Raw genomic sequence first — 16,682 nt, forward strand, 5'->3', positions numbered from 1 at the left:
CTGAGATCGCAGTAACTAGATTTTATCTCCTTCACGTCTTACTACTCGACCGATGATAATGCACTCGCCATTTCGGCACATTTTTCTATGATATTTTCTTTGGTCTGCATTATCTGAAGTTAGCCACCATTCACCAATGTCGCGTGATAATCTCTTTACAACAGCTTCACCCTCATAATTTACAGCAAAAACAACGCCGTCCACGGGTTTCTGATCTTCTGTGTTGATAATGACAATGTCGCCTTCATGCAGAGAAGGCTCCATACTTTCCCCTTTTACCTTAATTGCTATTAGCTTGCTTGGTACGAATTTATGCTTTGCTATCCATCGAGGGTCAAGGGGAATGGTTCCTCCATCGTCAAATTCCGGATCGGCTTGAAAGCCAGTTACCCCGGCAGACAAACGAAGCTTGACTTTTTTGATATGAACAAAATTGGTATTGTCTCGATCTGCCTGTTCAACACGCATTGAACCTGACACGTTGGCAGGTTCAATAGTCGTCAAGGACATAGGTCCAACACCACTCTCCAGCCAACTGGCTGAGCAGCCAAGTACTGTTTGAGCATTTATCAGGCCAGCTTTTGAAATTCCTCTTGCTTCCCAGTTGTTTATCACCTGGGCGGATACGTTCAGGGCGCGCGCGACTTCCGCTTGACTATGAAGATTTTTGAGTGCTTCTGCTGCCTCGTAGAGGCGGGTCATCTGTATGTTCATGCGCGATTTTCCCGTTAACTAAACAAAATGTGTTACACGCAACGTTTAAATTTGTTTGACTTGTTTATAAACATAGTGTTTAATGCTTTCATCTTCACCAGTGAACTCATACACGATGAACAACGACAAAAAGCAAATTACAGAGCTTGGCGGTCCAACAAAGCTGGCCGAACTGCTGGGCTATGCGAAGCAAGGCGGGGTTCAGCGCGTCCAAAACTGGACGGTTCGGGGAATTCCCTCCAAGGTGAGGTTGGATCATCCTGAGATATTTGCCGCTGCATTGCGTTTAAGTGCCAAGTCCACCCAAGCCTCAATACAGCAGACCGAATCGCGCAAAGACGTGGGCGCCAAGCCATGATCCGCCTTGTCCCCATTTACCCGCCGCGCCCCGCGGCCGGTATCGTCCGTATCCCGCTGCTCGAACCGCACCAGCTTCCGCCTGGCGTGCCGCTCGAGGAGTGTGCATCGCCAGCAAGCGAGCGCCCACCGTAAAACAGCACCACGCACCGACCTGCATTTCGCTGTACCCAAACCCTGTAACACCGACCACCAGGAGAAAACCATGAAACAGAAGCAAAAACGCACTGCGCTCGTCAAGGGCTACATCACCGACGAGAACAAGGATGCCTTGCAAGCCGCATGTACTGCGATGCGCAAGACCGTCAGCGACGTGCTGAACGAATGCACGATCGTGATCATCCGCAATCACCTGGACGCCAGGCCGAAACGGAATGATACGCCGCCGTTTTCCAGCGGGGCTAGGCCCAGATCAGGAAATAACAGGGCCCAGATTATGCCGGCATCGCGCCCGTGCTTCGGTGTCGTCCCGCGCGTCGTGCGGATGCGGGTTTAACGGCATGGAGGCAGCTATTGAATAAACAAGCCGAGGTCACGACCGAGGAAAAGGAGCTGGTTTTCCAGCGTTCGATGATCTACCGCCAGGCCGAGAAAGACCTGCAGGGCGCCAAGGACGGGGAGGGCGAGGCAAGCGCGAAGGCCGCGCACAAGGAAGCGCGCCAGAAATGGCGCGATGCCACCGACAGGGTGGCGAAGAAATACGAGGTGCCGCGGTGCGAGCCTCCATAACGGATCCGTATCCGACAACTACAGCATCGCATGGCCGGAAACAGCCACTTTAATCACCATCAATTAGGAATATGACATGACGCAAACAACTGCAATTACGCCGTATCGCTCGCTGGACAACGCTGCTGGCAACAACGAGCTGCTCGACACGCTGCTGGCCAAAGGCCCAAAGAACGACGCCGCCTTGGCCCGCGCGCTGGAAGTGGCGCCGCCAGTGATCTCGAAGATCCGCCACGGCCGCCTGCCAATCGGCGCCTCGCTGCTTATCCGCATGCACGAGGTCTTCGACGTGTCGATCCGCGAGCTCAAACGCATCGCGCGCGCCGAGGTGGCAGCTTGACCTGGACGACCATGCAGTCGGGAGGCGGCACGCCGACGCAGGTCGAGCAGGGCGCCCAGCAGCAAGAGCACGTCGAGCGCGAGCTGCCGGTCGACCCCGGCCACGTGCGGACGCGCCAGCACTACGAAGCAATGCTGCAGGAACTGCAAGGCCAGAAATGAAAAAAGCCCGCTGGCAGGCGGGCTTCCTTGAAACAACAAAAATTCGCGAAAGAATTTATGACCGGAATTGTACAACACAAAGGCATCACGATAGCGAATACGCTGATTGCGGTCGATAATGAGGGCCGCTTTTGCCTCAACGACCTTCACAAGGCTGCTGGCGCGGAAAGTCGCCATCAGCCTGCATTCTTCTTCCGCCGTCCGGAAATCCAGGAGCTGGAAGCGGAAATAAACTCTGCGCCGGCGCAGAGTTTGCCAACCTTCACCACCCAGGGCCGCAACGGAGGCACCTACGTCTGCAAGGAGCTGGTCTACGCCTACGCCATGTGGATCAGTCCCAAGTTTCACCTGGAAGTCATCCGCACCTTCGACGCGGTGGCCACCGGCCCGGCGCCGGTCGCTGCGCCGAAGCCCAGCGCAATCTCGCCCGCCAAGGAATTCCGCGCCATCTTCGGCATTGCGCGCCTGATCGGCCTCGACAAGAATGCCGCAGCAATTAGCGCAAACCAAGGCACGGCCGCCCTGACCGGCGTCAACATGCTGCAGTTGATGGAGCGCACGCACCTGGCCACGCCCAGCCAGGAGATTTACTACACGCCGACGGAGCTGGGTAGCCGCTTCGTCAAGAGCGGCAAAGCGTTCAACCAGCTGCTGGTACAGGCTGGCCTGCAAGAGAACATCGCCGGCCATTGGGTGCCGACGGAGAAGGGGCGCGCCCATGCCTTCGTGGCGGACACCGGCAAGGCGCACTCGAGCGGCACGCCCATCCAGCAAGTGAAGTGGCGCGATTCCGTCTTGGCGGAGGTGGCATTGTGACTGGCCAAGCTGACGATCGCGCGCGCCCGACTTTTGGCGTAAATAAGACGAAACGCCGCCGTTCTGGCATCACGCTCCCGAAACAAGGCTCCCGCTCGTACGCGTTGCTGCAGGCGATGCTGGCCGGGCCTGGCACCTTCTACCAAATCTGCGAGCGCGCTGGCTTCGATATTGAAGAGGCGGGCATGGAGCACCGCCTGCGCATGATCTTCTCGCGCTTCATCCAGGGCAATGTTCGCCTGGTGGGTATTCGCTACGTGCTGAAAGACGCTGCGCGCGCGGCGCTGCTGGGCGCCGAGCCCGAACAGGCTGGCCAGGTGGCCGCGCCACACTTTCGTGGCACGGTGGGCGCCATGCCTGTCGTGGTCGTTCGCCGGCCAGCTGCCGAGGTGCGCCCATGAAGCGCGATACCGACTACTTTGTCTCCAGTGTTTGTCGCGTAAGGCGATTTGTCGCGTCCAGCAGAGGACCTGCGGGCTGGAAAGTCAAATCATTATCAATTGGAAATCTCTTCGACCCCCTGATTAAAGATATTGAGTGCATCGATACCTCCGTCTCGATGCGCCTCGCAATATGCAATTTGAAAGGTGGGGTCAAAGGCGGGGAATGTCTCTTTTTCCCAATCCTCGCCAAGAAGCAGGAAATGATGAAGCGAGTCAATCATGCAATGAAGACCGTTCGCCATTTTGTAGCCGCCCAGCTCATGAGCAGGAACCATTTCCAACGTGCTTTTGCATTGTCGCAGGGCTGGACCAACAACAGTCCAAGTGAGATGAAATTTTCTGTTGTCACCAGCATTGGCTGCGCGAGTAAGGCTTGTAGTGCACTCCTGCAATCGTTCGCTTGCACGTACAACAAGAGCAGAAACTGCTGCCGCCCGACGCGCCATTACCCGAACGTCAGCTTCAGCAAGAAGTTTAGCGGAGTGTGCATTTTGCCTACTCATCACAAAAATCGCTACTCCCAATGCGGCAATCGAACCTATGGCCTGCACCCAACCGGACCAATCGGACTTCGTGAGCTGATAGTGATTGCCAAGTATGACTATGTCAACGACTCCAAAAATTCCCAGAAGTGCGACGGTGAGGTAGGGGTATTTCATGCGCTTGCCGAAAGTTGTTTGAAAGGAATCTTAGCATGAAGCGTGATTCCTTCAACATGCCTATCTCCTTCGGCTCGGTTTGCAGCGGCCTCGAAGCCGCCAGCGTCGCCTGGGGCCCACTCGGCTGGCGCGCCGCCTGGTTGGCTGAGATCGAGCCTTTTCCTTGCGCCGTACTGGCGCACCACTATCCGGACGTACCAAACCTGGGCGACATGACCAAGGTCGCAGCCCTGATCCGCGACGGCTTCGTGCCGGCACCCGACGTTTTTTGCGGAGGCACTCCGTGCCAAGCGTTCTCGATTGCGGGCCTGCGCAACTCGCTCGATGACGAGCGCGGCAACCTTTCCCTTGTTTTTTGCGAGATTGCAGATGAAATTGACGCGCGACGTGCTGCAGCTGGACTTCTTCCAACCGTCGTCTTTTGGGAAAACGTTCCCGGAGTCCTCTCCACAAAAGACAATGCCTTCGGCTGCTTCCTTGCTGGCCTTGCCGGCGAAGATGATCCTATCGAACCGCCAGGGGGTAAATGGGCGAACGCTGGTTGTGTGTATGGCCCCAAAAGAACAGTCGCGTGGAGGATCCTCGACGCCCAATATTTCGGAGTGGCCCAACGACGCCGTCGTGTGTTCGTTATCGCAAGTGCTGGAGAAGGGTTCGATCCCGCACAGGTACTTTTTGAGTTCGACGGCGTGCGCCGGGATACTGCGCCGAGCCGACAAGCGGGGCAAGACGCTGCCGGAGCAGTTGTCGCAGGCGCTGACTACAGTTGCCCTGATGCCGGATGGGAGGAAATCCGGGGGGCCACCACCCAAGCATTCGGTGGTGGAAAAAATTGCAATCCGACCGAAGTAGGTACAGCTCTTACCGCGCACCCAGGTGGGCGCTACGATCTTGATAACGAAACGTTTCTGGTGCAACCGATTGCCTATCCTGTCCAGAATGCTACGCGCGGCAAAGGTCAAAACGGTCTGGGTATAGGTGACGCCGATGCGCCGATGTACACGCTCGACAACGGGTCGCAGCACGGCGTGGCGCAGGCCGTCAGTTATGCCCCCCAGGCTGGCGCACTGCGCATGAACCCGAACAGCGGTCCCGATGGCGTGGGAGTGCAGGAACATATCGCCTACACGCTGGAAGCGCGCGCAGAGGTGCAAGCCGTCGCCTTCAGCTGCAAAGACCACGGCGCCGACGCGACCGTTGAGCTGGCCCCGACAATGCGCGCTATGGGGCATCAGGGAAGCCATGCGAACGCCGGCGGTCAGCTGGCGGTCTGCATTACCGGTGACGTCATGCACACCCTTAAGGCCGAGGGATTCGATGCGAGCGAGGATGGCACGGGGCGTGGCCAGCCGATTGTGCCATCGATGGCATTTTGCCAGAACACTCGGGATGAAGTCCGCTTAATGGGCGGTGACGGAGAAATTTCGGGAGCATTGTCGGCACAGCCCGGCATGAAGCAAACAACGTATGTTGCGCCTGGCATGGCAGTCCGCCGCCTCACGCCCCGTGAGTGCGAGCGCCTGCAGGATTTCCCTGACGACTACACGCTCATTCCGTTCGGCCGCAAGATCCGGCCCGAAAAGCTCGACCAGGACTGGATCAAATACCTGATGCGCGGCGGGGTGATGTCACGCGACCAAGTCGCACGCGCTGCGGCTGACGGCCCGCGCTACAAGGCCATCGGCAACAGCTGGGCCGTGTCAAATGTTGCCTGGCTTGGCCGCCGGATTGATGCTGCTGCGCGCCAACTTCGCGCATGAGCGCGAGATTGCGAGGGTCGCGTGATGTCACTGACAAATCAATCTATTGGCACAAGCACCAGCTCTCCCGATGGCTCCAGATCTTCCATATTGAAGTGCAGCGTGGTCTCACGAGGTAGTTCGGTGCGGTGGAAATGGGCAATCGCCACTTTTGCGATTGTTTCGCCTTCGACATTCCTGACCGCTCCGGTCGTTGAGGGGCTCTTAAGAACGTATTCGACTTGCCTCGTAGGGCCAGGATGCCCCCAATCAATCAGGACGCTGAGGGGAATGAAGCCTGGTCTTGGTGAAATTATCGCCGTTCCATGCTTCGTATCGCATATGTATTTCATCTTGCCTCCCTTGTTAGAAAGTCTAGAATAACATGATCACCAATCGCGCTCAAATTGCCCGTCATCACTTGGCGAACCAGTCGACGCCGGCCTATTCGCTAATCCGCAAGGTGTGCGCCTGCGGCAAGGCCAGCAGCGCCAAGCAGCTGGTTCAGCACGACAAATGTGCCGCATGCGCGCTGGCCGCCGTCCGCGACGCAATCATGCCTGGCGACTTCGCCAAGCTGCAGCACATGCTGGGCGCCGTGCAGCAATACCCGAAATCGAAGTGGGGCTGGCGCAACTACTTCGCCGCCGGCAGCGGCCAGCAGCACGAGGCAATGCGGCGCCTGGTGGTCGCAGGCCTGGCCACGGCCGGCCGTGCAGCTAACGAAATGACCTACTTTCACGCTACTCGCCTGGGTTGCAAGGCTACCGGCCTCAATGCCGCTGGCATCAAGCGCGCGATGGAGGATGCATCGTGAGCGAATTGACCCTTACTGGCGCCGAGGTCGACACCCTTGTCGCTCTCATCGAATGCGGCCCTTTATCGCATGGTTACGAGCCGAGCAAATCTGCGCGAGACAGTCTGATCGAACGCGGCCTGGCCGTGTCGATCATCAACAAGTTTGAGGCCGGCTGGACGGCCGCTACGCTTACCGGCTGCGACGCGTACAAGGCACGCTTCCGCGCCGCACTGGGTGGTAAGGCGGACACTATGCTAGAGGCGTATGCAGCGCGTGTCGCGCGCCAGGTGATCAATAGCGCTGGGAGTCAGCCATGAACCAAGTCGATGTCCTCAATAAAGGTGAAAACCAGTTGTTAAGTGTAGATGGATTCTTTAAAGGTGTGCATAACCTCCCAAAGTCGCTCAACCTGCTTCTTCGCAATTGCCGCTGCAAAATACGTGGCGTCAATATCAAGACCTATGGATTGATCCTCATCGTCGCTCGCAGGCCGAACAGTGTCTATGTCCAAAATATGCTTTCTCAAGTTGCTCAATGCATTTTGGACGCCGGCAATTTTCATTGCGCAATGCCCTTTCAGTGGCACAAGGGTAGCAAGCTCTTGATTGTCAATAAATACAATCGAGTCGATTTCATTGATGGAGTTGAGCACGTTATCTATGGGAATTTTCTTTTTGGTGGAAGGACCGAGCAATTCAGCGATCCGCTCCAACCCCAGGAGCATTGCTTGCATTTTATGTTGGCAATGTGCCGCTTGAATCACGGCCAACGTCATTCTTTCTCGCTGGCGAGTCCGCGCTTCGGACGATGCAAGCGCGATGGTGCCGATCAAAGTTCCCGTCGTGCCAATTGCAGCGACCCAGTATGCCGACAAAGTAGCGTCCATATAGGACCAAGGAACGGCACGGTATCCGTAGTAAGACATTGCGCCCAAGGCAATCATCAAAGTTGCCCATCTAAACCAGGTCAGCCAATTCAGCATAAATTTCCTTGTCAAAAGGAAATCTTATCATGAGCCTGATCCACTTGATTTCACTTTCTGGCGGCAAGGACAGCACCGCAACCGCAATTCTCGCGCTCGAGCTGCACGGTATAGCTGCGTGCCGTTTCGTCATGGCCGATACCGGCAATGAGCACGAGAGCACGCTGGAATATGCACTGAACTACTTGCCTGTGGCCCTTGGCATCAAGGTCGACGTGGTGCGTGCTGATTTCGCTGATGAATTCGCCACTAAGCGCGCCAATCTGGCGCGCATCGCGGCCGGCGAACCAGAGTCTGCCGTGTATGGGAAGCGCAAGTTCATGTATCACTGGACGGCCAAGGCCGCGCAGCGTGCGCTTGAGCTGCTACACCCATCTGGAAACCCATACCTGGACCTTTGCATGGTGCGGGGCGGCTTCCCTTCGCGCAAACGGCAGTTCTGCACGGAATACCTCAAGACCAAACCCTTGACGGAGTTCGCTATGGAATTGATCGATCGTGAGTGCGATGCGATCTGGTCCTGGCAAGGCGTACGGATCGACGAAAGCCAATCGCGCCGGGAGCGGTTGCAGGGTACTGGCGCATGCGTCAAGCACTTCGAGGTAGTTGGCGGCGGACTTTTCACGTACCGGCCAATCTTGCGGTGGAACGTCGGCGACGTTTTCGAGGCCCATCGGCTGGCAGGCATCGAGCCCAATCCGCTCTACAAGCAAGGAATGTCGCGCGTCGGCTGCATGCCTTGCATCAATTGCAGCAAAGGGGAGCTGCACGAAGTGTCACGCCGGTTTCCCCAGCACATCGCTCGAATTGCCGAATGGGAGGCTCTGGTGTCGGAAGTGTGCCGGCCGCGCTCGCCAGTGTCCTTCTTTCACATGGGTACCAAGGCGCATGCCGGCCAAGCTTCAACCATCGAATCGGTGGTCGAGTGGTCGAAGACCAGCCGAGGCGGCAAACAATTTTCACTGCTCACAGCGTTGGATGAGTCGACGGCGTGCAGTTCCGCATATGGATTATGCGAGTGATGATCGAGAGCTCCATGCAAATAGGCATTTTGATGCGTCCATTCGACATCAGACTACGAAGCGTTTTTTTCCAGCCACATGAGCGAAATAGTTGCATGGCACTGAATAAATCATCGAATTACGGGTGTCCCTGCGCGCATAAATTCCGCGTGCTTTACCTTCAGATCATCGATGATTGCCTCCATTTCTGCATCCATCGTGGCGGCGCCAGCGATCATTTTTTCGATGTGCTCATCGTATCGCTCAGTGGCAGCTTTCCACGACTTGTATGCAGTCCGAAATTCTTCGATATTGAAAGTCATAGCACTCCCCTTATTTTAATGAAAGGTCATCCAACTTGCGCCAAAAAAGTAAGTATATTTTTTTGTTATCTTCCAGCGAATCGAGCTAAATCATATTCTATTTTAGCCATTATATGGGCTTGTAAATTTATGGACAGCAGCTTGGATACGCTGTGCAGCAATCTCGAAACACAGCGTACCTTCGTTAAGTGCACTTGCTATCTTCCCAGCATATTGCATTCGAAGGAAATTATCTGTCCTAATACCGTCATTGGCTCTTGCCTCCTTGATCAATCCAATGGCAGTGTTGATACGATCTATGCCCGCAGCCATCTTGTATGCGCAGTTATTCGGCAGTGGAGTCAGTTTTGCCAAGTCTTCTGCTTTCCATTGTGGCTGAGATTCCAAAATGACAAGATGCTTTTCAAATTCACGATAGTCGCCATCGGCCCGTCCTACCTGATCGAACCATTCCAAAGACTTCTGTGTATTGCTGACTACTTGAGCAAGTTGGAAAACCATACTTGCTCCAATGACTTGAGCAGTTACCAACGCATCGTTCTTCAATTTTCGTTCTTGCATTCTCGAAAGCCATACCGCAGCAACAATAGCTGCGAACGAACCGAGTGCCTGGGTCCATCCTGCGGCTTCGCTGGATTGAAAGCCTTGCTTAAAAATTGCAAAAATAAGGCCAGTAAGAATAAAAATAGAGGTAACAACAATTACGCCGGCAATGATCCATTCTTGAGTTTGCGTTGTGTCGGGATTTTCCATTGTTATTTGAAGTGTATTTTTGTTGCAGGAAGCCAGCATCATAACGTCTTTCCCGATTGCTCTAAAACTTGGCCCGCTCTCAGGAGGTGGAAATGAAGCGCTCACCCATGAATCCAGGTAAGCCGCTGGCAGGCAGTCCATTCAAACGCACCTCGCCCATGCCCAGCACCGGCATGCTCTCCGTGCAGGCGTTCCAGCGCACTGCGCCGAAGCGCAAGGTCGGCTTGAAGTCGAAAGGCCCGGTCTCGACGGCGATCCGGCGTTCCGCGCGTGGCCAGGACTGCACGCTGCGTTTGGCCGTCTGTAACTTCGACCCTGACACCACCGTGCTCTGCCATTCGAACTTCCTGGCAGACGGGAAGGGCGTGGGCCTGAAGGCGCCAGACACGGCCGCCGCGTTCGGCTGCAGCGCCTGCCACGACGTGCTCGACGGCCGGCGCCCGCGCCCGGCTGATCTGTCGCTGGCCGGCCTGGAGGCTGCCTTTCGCGCGGCCGTCGGTGCCACTCACGAAATTTTACGGTCAATGGGTCTGCTCGCTTCAGTCCCCAACGACCAAAAACAAAATATGGAACACACATGACGCGCATTAACTTCCGTGAATTCGTGCTGGGCGCCATGCCCGGCACCAAAGCCGATATAGTCATCAAGTCAGGCGTCAGCCAAGCGGCCGTGCTGCGGTGCGTGCGCCTGCTGCACGGCGGCCGCAAGATCTGTATCGCCGGCTGGCGGCCGTACCCGCGCGCTGGCGCCGCCATGGCCGTTTATGCCGTAGGCGACTTGCCTGACGCGCCATGCAAGCTGAAGAACCTGACCAAGAGCCGGATCCGCCTGCGCTTCGAGGCCAAAGCCAAGCAGGACGGCCGCTGGGACTCGATGAAGGCGCGCTGGCGCAGCAAGTACTGGATCCGTAAGGCGGGCGCCGTGGGCGATCCGCTGGTAGCTGCGCTGTTCGGCGCGGCGCGCACACAGGAGGCTCGCTAATGGGCCGCATTCGTACTGTAAAACCGGAGCTGTTTAAGCACGAGGATCTGTTCGACCTGGAAAAGGAGACTGGCCTGCCTATTCGCACGGCCTTTATGGGCCTGTTCACCTGCTGCGACAAGGAAGGGCGCTTTAAGTGGCGCCCGCGCGCGCTAAAGCTCGACATTCTGCCATACGACGAGCTCGATTTTTCACGCGTGCTTGACGCGTTGATGACGCGTGGATTTGTTGTCAAATATGAGGTCGAAGGCGAGTTTTTCGGCTTTATTCCGACATTTTCCAAGCACCAAGTCATAAATAACCGTGAATCTGACTCAGAATTGCCCGCACCGGACGAATCCCTATATATATCAATGACTTCGACGCGTGCGGCACGCGTGGATGACGCGACAGTCACGCCCCTTAAGCATGCTCAAGTGGAAGGGAAGGGAAAGGAAGGGAAAGGAAGGGAAGGGGAACAGGAAGGGAAGGAGACTCTTGTCGAGCAAACCCAGCTCGACCCCGTGACGACGATCTTCGCGTTCTGGCAAAAAGTCATGGACTCGCCCAAGTCGGTTCTGGACGAAAAACGCAAGCGCCTGATCGTCAAGGCGCTCAAGGGCTACTCACCGGCTGACATTTGCAAAGCCATCCGTGGCTGCTCGAAAACGCCGCACAACATGGGCCAGAACGACAGCAAAACGAAGTACAACGGCCTGGGCCTGATCCTGCGCGACGCGGACCACATCGACCGCTTCATCCGCAACGACGCAGGTCAGGCTCGCGCCAGCGCCGGCAATGAGTCGATCGAGCAGACGAATGAGCGGGTCATGCGGGAGTTGATGGGCGCTTCCGCGCCAGCCGGCGACATCATCGACATGGTGCCCGCATGAACGCCGCCGACACGCCACGCTTCATGCAGCTGCTGGCCGAGATGCTGGCGGCCTACGGCAAGTCGCTCCCGGAGCCTGCCATGTCCCGCGCCTGGCTAGCCAACCTTGAACCCTATCCGCTGCGCACGGTGGCGGCTGCCATGCAGGCCTATCGCGATGAGAACGGCGAATTTGCGCCTGTACCGGCGGGCATCGCCAAGCGCTGCAAGCTCATGGACGGCCGGCCAGGTGCGGAAGAAGCCTGGGCCATCGCTTTGACCAGCCAGGACGAAATGGCCAGCGTGGTCTGGACCACCGAGATCGCCGAGGCGTTCCGGATCTGCAGGCCTGTGCTCGACTCCAGCGGCGCCATTAGCGCGCGCAAGCCGTTCCTGGAGGCATACGAGCGCATCGTTGCCGCTGCGCGCCTGGACCGGCGCCCGGCCGAGTGGCTGGCATCCGTGGGCTGGGACAAGACGCGCCACGTCGAGGTGCTGGGCAATGCGGTGAGGGCAGGGCTGCTGCCGGCACCGGCTGTGGCGGGCCTGCTGCAGGGCAAGCAGGACCAGACACCGGACGATGCCGCGCGCGCGCAACTTGCCGCGATCAAAAAAATGATTGCTGACGGTGCTGCGGCGAAGGAGGCAGCGCGCTTGGAGGGCGTCGAGCAGCAACGCCTGGCGGACGAGGAATTCAAGCGGTCGACTGCCGAACGTGTCCAGCTTTACCTGGCCGGCGGCAGAAATGCAGCTGGCCCGGCAAGCGCGAATGCCGCTCAGGATTTGCCAGAGGCACCGCCGCACTGCGCAAGGGCCATGGCCGCTACGGAAGTGACGTACCCATCAGAAAAAACGGCTTAAAAGGCTTTAAATGAAAAATCAAGAAAACAAAATCGCAGCAAACAAACGCCTGGCCGAGCTGCTGGGCTGGTCCAACCTGATCGAAGTGGGCGGTGCCCTGGTCGGCACGCCGCCGGCGGGCGCCGCCGCAAGTCGCGGCCAAGCCATGGTGCCGGACTGGATGGGCGACTGGGCCGCAGCCGCGCCGCTGCTTGTGCAGTTCGAGATCCGGCTGATGCCGATGTCTGCCGGCGTCGATGCCAGCGGCTTCCTAGAGTGGTACCGGCGCTATTCGGACAGGGATGCGGCGGCGCGAGCCGCAATCGTCAAGGCGGTCACTCATCGCCTGGAGAAAGCGAAATGATGGCCCGTGGCTTGCAAGCGCTGGGCCGCCTCAAGGTCGGCGCCATGAACCAGACTGAGGCGGCCTATGCCAGGACGCTGGAGCTGCGCAAGGCCGCTGGCGAAGTGGCCTGGTACAAGTTCGAAGGGCTGAAATTCCGCTTGGCTGACAACACTTTTTACACCCCGGATTTCGCCGTGCAACTTGCCGACGGCGCGCTGGAGGCGCACGAAGTGAAAGGGCACTGGCAAGATGACGCGCGCGCGAAGATCAAGATCGCGGCTGACATGTACCCGCTGCGCTTCGTTGCCGTCCAGGTGCTGCCGAAGAAGGCGGGCGGCGGCTGGAAAGTGGAGGAGTTCTGATGGCTGCGAACAAGAAGCCGAGGAAGTAGCACATTGGCGATCATTTCGGCTTCAGTTAAAGAAAGAGCAACTTAGACAGCCCGGGCAAAGTACCAACAATAGCACTTGATCACTTTCCTCATCTTGGTAGTTATCTTGCCCATTCTGGCGTCTGCCAAGATAGACGGTGCTAACATTACCAAAGCGATTTGCAAATATTATGATTTCCAGGGAAAGCTATACATTTTTGTTATCGAGCAAATATTGCACTGAGAAAAGTACTATCAATATTGATTTCCCGGTCCGAAGGTAAATACAGAACATTTCCATCTTCTATCAAGTGCGTCAGGCGCTGCTGGATTAAGCTTAGAGCGAGGCTTAGTGCTTGCGTGGCGTTAAGCCCGGACCTATCTTGATACCTGCCATCAATACCTTCTAGTTCTGCTGCACAATACCAACTGTTTTCGAAAAGGAACGGCGTGCCCACCCGAGCGGTAATAGTCGATTCTGAACCATCAGGGGCTACTCGTACCAGAGAATCCTCAACGATAAATTTAGGATCAGTAGTTTTCATTATCACTCCATTATTGTTAAATTTGTACGAGCGACCTGAGAGGGGCGGGTCGCTCGTTTTGCATTATCGATAGTAATAATTCCAATCGTCTAACCAGCGCCAATCGCCTGTGTCACAAGAACGTAAACAGTTAGCGTAATAATCAGATGCTTTACTCTTGCATAGAGCGTTGTTCCTTGGATTGGTCTCGGTGCTGCAGTACGTCATGAAGTAGTTGTCTGCAGCATCGCATAGTTGTGCTTTGCATTGTAACGGCGTCATGGGTTTTGGCGAAGTAGTTGGGGCTCTTGGAAGTTCGGCACTTCCGCTGCCTCCACCGGCGCCCACACCTATACCGCCACCGCCACCGCCACCGCCACCTTCCTCATCTTCATCTCGATGGCCCGGAACGAACACTGTACACCCATTGTCATCTGCACTTTGACAGTCCGAATCTGTGTAGGCTATGTCAACAGATTTCTGAAAAGCCACAGAAGAGGGGGTGTCTATTGTCCGAATGGATCGCGCACCTTTCTTATCAGCCAAAACTCGAACGCGCTTCTTATCGGTAGTGAGTTCTTCCAGGCCCGCCTGACGGCTGTAGACTAAAACTACAGTTTTACCATTAGAAAATTCAATCAGCTTTAGGCGACCTGAATCGTCATATTTGTAATTTCCTATCACCCCAAATGAGTCAGTTTGAGTCTGTAAGACATTATTTTCATCATAAGTATAGTGAGTTCTTCCCTGAATAGTTTGCTTTACTATCACTCGACCCGCATCCAAGTGCCAAACAGCGCGCTTGTCAACGACTTGGTTCAGTTCGGCGGCCTCACTAGCGGAATGTTTGAAGATACAGAATAATACCAACACAAGAACTGCTACATTTCTCAGGTACATACGCTTCCCATTTTTGAGTTTTAGAAATGCCCCTTTTGTTATTATCAATTGTTGTAAAGCGTAAAAACACTCGAATTGTCACAATTGGTAGATTATTTTTTAATTATTTATTGCGTGAATGTCGAGAAGCAGCTTTGTCAACGCTTTTCTTTTCGTAGTTATCTTAACGTTCTTTTTGAGGACATCGTATATGGGCTTTACAGAACGCTACATCGCAGCGATAGGATCGAGCAATCTGATGGACGACGCGCAGCACCACCAGACGGACCCGCTGGCCGCCGCGGCGCTGGCCGGCGATATCGGCGCGCTGCTGTGCCGCGTGAAGTACGCCGACGGCACGCTCAATCGCATGTTCGAAGGCAACCAGCAGAACCTGGCGCAGCTGCTTCGCATCTGGACTGCTGAGGTGATCAAGCGCGCCCGCGCGCGCCGCTGGCTGCCGGAAAACACGGCCTGGGATGCGCAGTCGGCGCAGGCGCTGTATCGGCGTGTGGCCGAGAAGTCGCTGGCGCAATGGCTCGACGGCAAGTGCAAGGGCTGCAGCGGTACCGGCGTCAAGGTGCTGCTGGGGAATGGGCAGTGCACATCCTGCAAAGGAACCGGTGTGGCGCCAGTGTACGGCGTGGCCGGCCTGGAGCTGGAGCGCGTCAAGGACATGGTCAGCGAACTGAGCGCCATTTACGACAGCCATTCCGGCAGGGCAGGCGGCCTGTTACGCGGCGGAGACATGTAGCGCAAGTTTTCTTTAAGCCTGTGTTTACAAACAGTATTTCTGAGGTATACTTTAGACCTCAGTTCAAGAAAATTCTTCCGGAAATCGTAATGTGCGCATCGCGCCACCGATAGCTGGAACTCGCGACAGTACCCGGACCCAGCGCCGTACCTGCACGCCTTGAATTTTCCGCTCACCATGCGTTTTAGTCATGGGAGCAAAATACTAAGCCCGCTATGCGGGCCTTTTTATTTACGGAACAGCGCTACCATAAACCATTGACAATAGGTTGCTCAAATGTAATAGTTGATTCTTGAGGTCTAACTTTTTTGGCGTGTACATATGGGATTCTTCGATTGCCTAAACTCATTAGCCGGCCCGGTAATGAAGGGTGTAGTGTTTTGTTTTTTGATGGCGCTTGCAATGAATCTTTCGTGTGGCGCATGGAATGTGCGAACCCGTGTTAACTTGGGCTTAGCTGTTGTTGTGTTTTTAGTACTTCTTTTTCCTGAACTTAAGAGTCTGTATTATGAGCCTACTCCAAAGTACGGTTTCGATATTGCGGATAGCCCTATCGATTCATTGTGGCTGCTCCTAAAAACGAAATTTTGGTTTGGTCTATGCGCATATGCAGGTGGCACTCTGGTGTATTTGAAGTTTACAAAGCGGATTTGACCCGAACTTGGCAGCCGTAAATTCGTTGGAGCCACCCTTGAGGTGGCTTTTTCTATGCTAATGAAACTGTTTCGTAACTGCATCGCATGATTACCTTCGCCATATGCGCTAATACATCGTCATAGTGGATCGATACAACGGAGCCGGCGCTGCCATTTTCGAAGCACAGCTTGTCGTTCGTGTTCGAAGCCCAGGCTTGGACGCACTTGCAATCAAACGGCGGTGCCGAATTTTGCACATCGATGGGATAGCGCAGGCCGACAGACTGCCTGGCTGCGAAGAAAGAAGCTTGAGTACGTTCTGTGTAGCGGAAAACGTACGCAGGCAAAAATGATTTGTTCACATCAGCTCCAAAAATGAAGCCGTCCTCAGGGGCGGGGAGGCGTTTCGGGCTGTATTGTATGCGCTTCTGTCAATATTGCAAAAAATTAACTTAACGGTAAGTTTTCAATCGTGACGCGATCAACGCGCGGGCGTAGCTCAATGGTAGGGCGGAAGCCTTCCAAGCTTTCTACGCGGGTTCGATTCCTGTCGCCCACTCCAGTTCTCCTTGCCCGGCTCGCCGGGTTTCGCCGCCGGCCACATCAAGGTTCTGGCGGCTTTTTATTTGAGGTGTTGCATGTTCAGCTTCGATATGACCGCATGAGCATGCTTGCCATCATGCTGA

24 protein-coding genes, 1 tRNA gene and 1 pseudogene are annotated in these 16,682 nt (G+C 55.7%); 19 read left to right on the forward strand and 7 right to left on the reverse strand.

The annotated features are described in order from the left end of the window. Positions 1-15: 15 nt before the first annotated feature. Positions 16-714, reverse strand: a complete 699-nt coding sequence (locus tag GCN75_RS03295; protein WP_152281337.1) for a LexA family transcriptional regulator — start codon at positions 712-714, stop codon at positions 16-18. Between the two features lie 115 nt (positions 715-829). On the opposite strand from GCN75_RS03295, the gene GCN75_RS03300 reads away from it, so the two are divergent. The 7 genes and pseudogenes from GCN75_RS03300 (at position 830) to GCN75_RS03325 (ending at position 3,518) form a co-directional block, all read left to right on the forward strand. After that, complete coding sequence (locus GCN75_RS03300; protein ID WP_226941044.1) at positions 830-1,072, forward strand: hypothetical protein; 243 nt, start codon at positions 830-832, stop codon at positions 1,070-1,072. Between the two features lie 204 nt (positions 1,073-1,276). Next, positions 1,277-1,567, forward strand: a complete 291-nt coding sequence (locus tag GCN75_RS03305) for a hypothetical protein (RefSeq protein ID WP_152281338.1) — start codon at positions 1,277-1,279, stop codon at positions 1,565-1,567. A 17-nt stretch (positions 1,568-1,584) separates the two neighbouring features. Then, positions 1,585-1,800 (forward strand): hypothetical protein, encoded by a 216-nt coding sequence (locus tag GCN75_RS03310; RefSeq protein WP_152281339.1) that lies wholly within the window; start codon positions 1,585-1,587, stop codon positions 1,798-1,800. Between the two features lie 76 nt (positions 1,801-1,876). Further along, positions 1,877-2,116: pseudogene (locus GCN75_RS03315) on the forward strand (helix-turn-helix domain-containing protein); the annotation flags it as partial. A gap of 20 nt (positions 2,117-2,136) precedes the next feature. Next, the gene (locus tag GCN75_RS29085) at positions 2,137-2,301 is read left to right on the forward strand and encodes a hypothetical protein (RefSeq protein ID WP_193317365.1); all 165 of its coding nucleotides are present in this window, start codon (positions 2,137-2,139) and stop codon (positions 2,299-2,301) included. A gap of 27 nt (positions 2,302-2,328) precedes the next feature. After that, positions 2,329-3,117, forward strand: a complete 789-nt coding sequence (locus GCN75_RS03320; RefSeq protein WP_226941045.1) for a KilA-N domain-containing protein — start codon at positions 2,329-2,331, stop codon at positions 3,115-3,117. Beyond that, entirely contained in the window at positions 3,114-3,518 is a 405-nt protein-coding gene (locus GCN75_RS03325; protein WP_152281340.1) for a hypothetical protein, read from the forward strand. Before GCN75_RS03320 ends, GCN75_RS03325 begins: the two co-directional genes overlap by 4 nt. Before the next feature lie 95 nt (positions 3,519-3,613). On the opposite strand, the gene GCN75_RS03330 is transcribed toward GCN75_RS03325, so the two are convergent. Beyond that, positions 3,614-4,219 (reverse strand): hypothetical protein, encoded by a 606-nt coding sequence (locus GCN75_RS03330; protein ID WP_152281341.1) that lies wholly within the window; start codon positions 4,217-4,219, stop codon positions 3,614-3,616. Positions 4,220-4,254: 35 nt separating this feature from the next. Here GCN75_RS03330 and GCN75_RS03335 point away from each other — a divergent pair, with 35 nt between their 5' ends. The 3 genes from GCN75_RS03335 to GCN75_RS03345 all read left to right on the forward strand — a co-directional run bounded on the left by GCN75_RS03335 (position 4,255) and on the right by GCN75_RS03345 (position 7,074). Then, on the forward strand, positions 4,255-5,979 hold the full coding sequence (locus GCN75_RS03335) for a DNA cytosine methyltransferase (protein ID WP_226941047.1): 1,725 nt from the start codon (positions 4,255-4,257) through the stop codon (positions 5,977-5,979). 364 nt (positions 5,980-6,343) lie between these two features. Then, positions 6,344-6,775, forward strand: a complete 432-nt coding sequence (locus GCN75_RS03340) for a hypothetical protein (RefSeq protein WP_152281342.1) — start codon at positions 6,344-6,346, stop codon at positions 6,773-6,775. After that, positions 6,772-7,074 (forward strand): hypothetical protein, encoded by a 303-nt coding sequence (locus GCN75_RS03345; protein WP_152281343.1) that lies wholly within the window; start codon positions 6,772-6,774, stop codon positions 7,072-7,074. Before GCN75_RS03340 ends, GCN75_RS03345 begins: the two co-directional genes overlap by 4 nt. A 38-nt stretch (positions 7,075-7,112) precedes the next feature. Here GCN75_RS03345 and GCN75_RS03350 read toward each other — a convergent pair whose 3' ends face one another. After that, on the reverse strand, positions 7,113-7,739 hold the full coding sequence (locus GCN75_RS03350) for a hypothetical protein (RefSeq protein ID WP_152281344.1): 627 nt from the start codon (positions 7,737-7,739) through the stop codon (positions 7,113-7,115). Between the two features lie 29 nt (positions 7,740-7,768). Here GCN75_RS03350 and GCN75_RS03355 point away from each other — a divergent pair, with 29 nt between their 5' ends. Beyond that, a complete protein-coding gene (locus tag GCN75_RS03355) occupies positions 7,769-8,761 on the forward strand; it encodes a phosphoadenosine phosphosulfate reductase domain-containing protein (RefSeq protein ID WP_152281345.1) in 993 nt (330 codons plus the stop codon). Between the two features lie 110 nt (positions 8,762-8,871). Here GCN75_RS03355 and GCN75_RS03360 read toward each other — a convergent pair whose 3' ends face one another. Continuing rightward, positions 8,872-9,063: a hypothetical protein gene (locus GCN75_RS03360; RefSeq protein WP_152281346.1), complete on the reverse strand. Its 192-nt coding sequence runs from the start codon at positions 9,061-9,063 to the stop codon at positions 8,872-8,874. A 102-nt stretch (positions 9,064-9,165) separates the two neighbouring features. Then, complete coding sequence (locus tag GCN75_RS03365) at positions 9,166-9,858, reverse strand: hypothetical protein (RefSeq protein WP_152281347.1); 693 nt, start codon at positions 9,856-9,858, stop codon at positions 9,166-9,168. Between the two features lie 50 nt (positions 9,859-9,908). Here GCN75_RS03365 and GCN75_RS03370 point away from each other — a divergent pair, with 50 nt between their 5' ends. From GCN75_RS03370 to GCN75_RS03395, 6 genes are read left to right on the forward strand one after another with little or no spacing between them, the layout of a single operon-like run. After that, the gene (locus GCN75_RS03370) at positions 9,909-10,397 is read left to right on the forward strand and encodes a nuclease domain-containing protein (RefSeq protein WP_226941049.1); all 489 of its coding nucleotides are present in this window, start codon (positions 9,909-9,911) and stop codon (positions 10,395-10,397) included. Next, positions 10,394-10,798, forward strand: coding sequence for a hypothetical protein (locus tag GCN75_RS03375; protein ID WP_152281348.1), 405 nt, complete (start codon positions 10,394-10,396; stop codon positions 10,796-10,798). The genes GCN75_RS03370 and GCN75_RS03375 overlap by 4 nt, the downstream gene beginning before the upstream one ends. Continuing rightward, positions 10,798-11,670 (forward strand): hypothetical protein, encoded by an 873-nt coding sequence (locus GCN75_RS03380; protein ID WP_152281349.1) that lies wholly within the window; start codon positions 10,798-10,800, stop codon positions 11,668-11,670. Before GCN75_RS03375 ends, GCN75_RS03380 begins: the two co-directional genes overlap by 1 nt. Then, positions 11,667-12,509: a hypothetical protein gene (locus tag GCN75_RS03385; RefSeq protein ID WP_152281350.1), complete on the forward strand. Its 843-nt coding sequence runs from the start codon at positions 11,667-11,669 to the stop codon at positions 12,507-12,509. Before GCN75_RS03380 ends, GCN75_RS03385 begins: the two co-directional genes overlap by 4 nt. Positions 12,510-12,519: 10 nt before the next feature. Next, complete coding sequence (locus GCN75_RS03390) at positions 12,520-12,852, forward strand: hypothetical protein (RefSeq protein WP_152281351.1); 333 nt, start codon at positions 12,520-12,522, stop codon at positions 12,850-12,852. Further along, positions 12,849-13,196, forward strand: coding sequence for a DUF1064 domain-containing protein (locus tag GCN75_RS03395; protein WP_226941051.1), 348 nt, complete (start codon positions 12,849-12,851; stop codon positions 13,194-13,196). Before GCN75_RS03390 ends, GCN75_RS03395 begins: the two co-directional genes overlap by 4 nt. A 229-nt stretch (positions 13,197-13,425) precedes the next feature. Here the strand turns inward: GCN75_RS03395 and GCN75_RS03400 are convergent, their stop codons facing one another. Both GCN75_RS03400 and GCN75_RS03405 read right to left on the reverse strand, forming a co-directional pair. Continuing rightward, positions 13,426-13,749 carry a DUF6968 family protein gene (locus GCN75_RS03400; RefSeq protein ID WP_152281352.1) on the reverse strand — a complete coding sequence of 108 codons (324 nt, stop codon included), beginning with the start codon at positions 13,747-13,749 and terminating at the stop codon, positions 13,426-13,428. Positions 13,750-13,812: 63 nt separating this feature from the next. Next, entirely contained in the window at positions 13,813-14,628 is an 816-nt protein-coding gene (locus tag GCN75_RS03405) for a hypothetical protein (RefSeq protein WP_152281353.1), read from the reverse strand. Positions 14,629-14,818: 190 nt separating this feature from the next. Here GCN75_RS03405 and GCN75_RS03410 point away from each other — a divergent pair, with 190 nt between their 5' ends. Then, positions 14,819-15,361, forward strand: a complete 543-nt coding sequence (locus GCN75_RS03410; protein WP_152281354.1) for a DnaJ-like cysteine-rich domain-containing protein — start codon at positions 14,819-14,821, stop codon at positions 15,359-15,361. A gap of 1,123 nt (positions 15,362-16,484) precedes the next feature. Beyond that, positions 16,485-16,558, forward strand: a tRNA-Gly gene (locus GCN75_RS03415). Positions 16,559-16,682 lie beyond the last annotated feature (124 nt).

Origin of the sequence: Janthinobacterium violaceinigrum (assembly GCF_009208555.1) — a bacterium.
Taxonomy (GTDB): domain Bacteria; phylum Pseudomonadota; class Gammaproteobacteria; order Burkholderiales; family Burkholderiaceae_D; genus Janthinobacterium; species Janthinobacterium violaceinigrum.

Coding starts and splice junctions, on each gene's coding strand:
- GCN75_RS03340 (WP_152281342.1), top strand. CDS start 6,344: ATGATCACCAATCGCGCTCAAATTGCCCGTCATCACTTGGCGAACCAG.
- GCN75_RS03350 (WP_152281344.1), bottom strand. CDS start 7,739: ATGCTGAATTGGCTGACCTGGTTTAGATGGGCAACTTTGATGATTGCC.
- GCN75_RS03400 (WP_152281352.1), bottom strand. CDS start 13,749: ATGAAAACTACTGATCCTAAATTTATCGTTGAGGATTCTCTGGTACGA.
- GCN75_RS03370 (WP_226941049.1), top strand. CDS start 9,909: ATGAAGCGCTCACCCATGAATCCAGGTAAGCCGCTGGCAGGCAGTCCA.
- GCN75_RS03395 (WP_226941051.1), top strand. CDS start 12,849: ATGATGGCCCGTGGCTTGCAAGCGCTGGGCCGCCTCAAGGTCGGCGCC.
- GCN75_RS03410 (WP_152281354.1), top strand. CDS start 14,819: ATGGGCTTTACAGAACGCTACATCGCAGCGATAGGATCGAGCAATCTG.
- GCN75_RS03335 (WP_226941047.1), top strand. CDS start 4,255: ATGAAGCGTGATTCCTTCAACATGCCTATCTCCTTCGGCTCGGTTTGC.
- GCN75_RS03375 (WP_152281348.1), top strand. CDS start 10,394: ATGACGCGCATTAACTTCCGTGAATTCGTGCTGGGCGCCATGCCCGGC.
- GCN75_RS03355 (WP_152281345.1), top strand. CDS start 7,769: ATGAGCCTGATCCACTTGATTTCACTTTCTGGCGGCAAGGACAGCACC.
- GCN75_RS03295 (WP_152281337.1), bottom strand. CDS start 714: ATGAACATACAGATGACCCGCCTCTACGAGGCAGCAGAAGCACTCAAA.
- GCN75_RS03365 (WP_152281347.1), bottom strand. CDS start 9,858: ATGATGCTGGCTTCCTGCAACAAAAATACACTTCAAATAACAATGGAA.
- GCN75_RS03330 (WP_152281341.1), bottom strand. CDS start 4,219: ATGAAATACCCCTACCTCACCGTCGCACTTCTGGGAATTTTTGGAGTC.
- GCN75_RS03405 (WP_152281353.1), bottom strand. CDS start 14,628: ATGTACCTGAGAAATGTAGCAGTTCTTGTGTTGGTATTATTCTGTATC.
- GCN75_RS03380 (WP_152281349.1), top strand. CDS start 10,798: ATGGGCCGCATTCGTACTGTAAAACCGGAGCTGTTTAAGCACGAGGAT.
- GCN75_RS03300 (WP_226941044.1), top strand. CDS start 830: ATGAACAACGACAAAAAGCAAATTACAGAGCTTGGCGGTCCAACAAAG.
- GCN75_RS03385 (WP_152281350.1), top strand. CDS start 11,667: ATGAACGCCGCCGACACGCCACGCTTCATGCAGCTGCTGGCCGAGATG.
- GCN75_RS03360 (WP_152281346.1), bottom strand. CDS start 9,063: ATGACTTTCAATATCGAAGAATTTCGGACTGCATACAAGTCGTGGAAA.
- GCN75_RS03305 (WP_152281338.1), top strand. CDS start 1,277: ATGAAACAGAAGCAAAAACGCACTGCGCTCGTCAAGGGCTACATCACC.
- GCN75_RS03390 (WP_152281351.1), top strand. CDS start 12,520: ATGAAAAATCAAGAAAACAAAATCGCAGCAAACAAACGCCTGGCCGAG.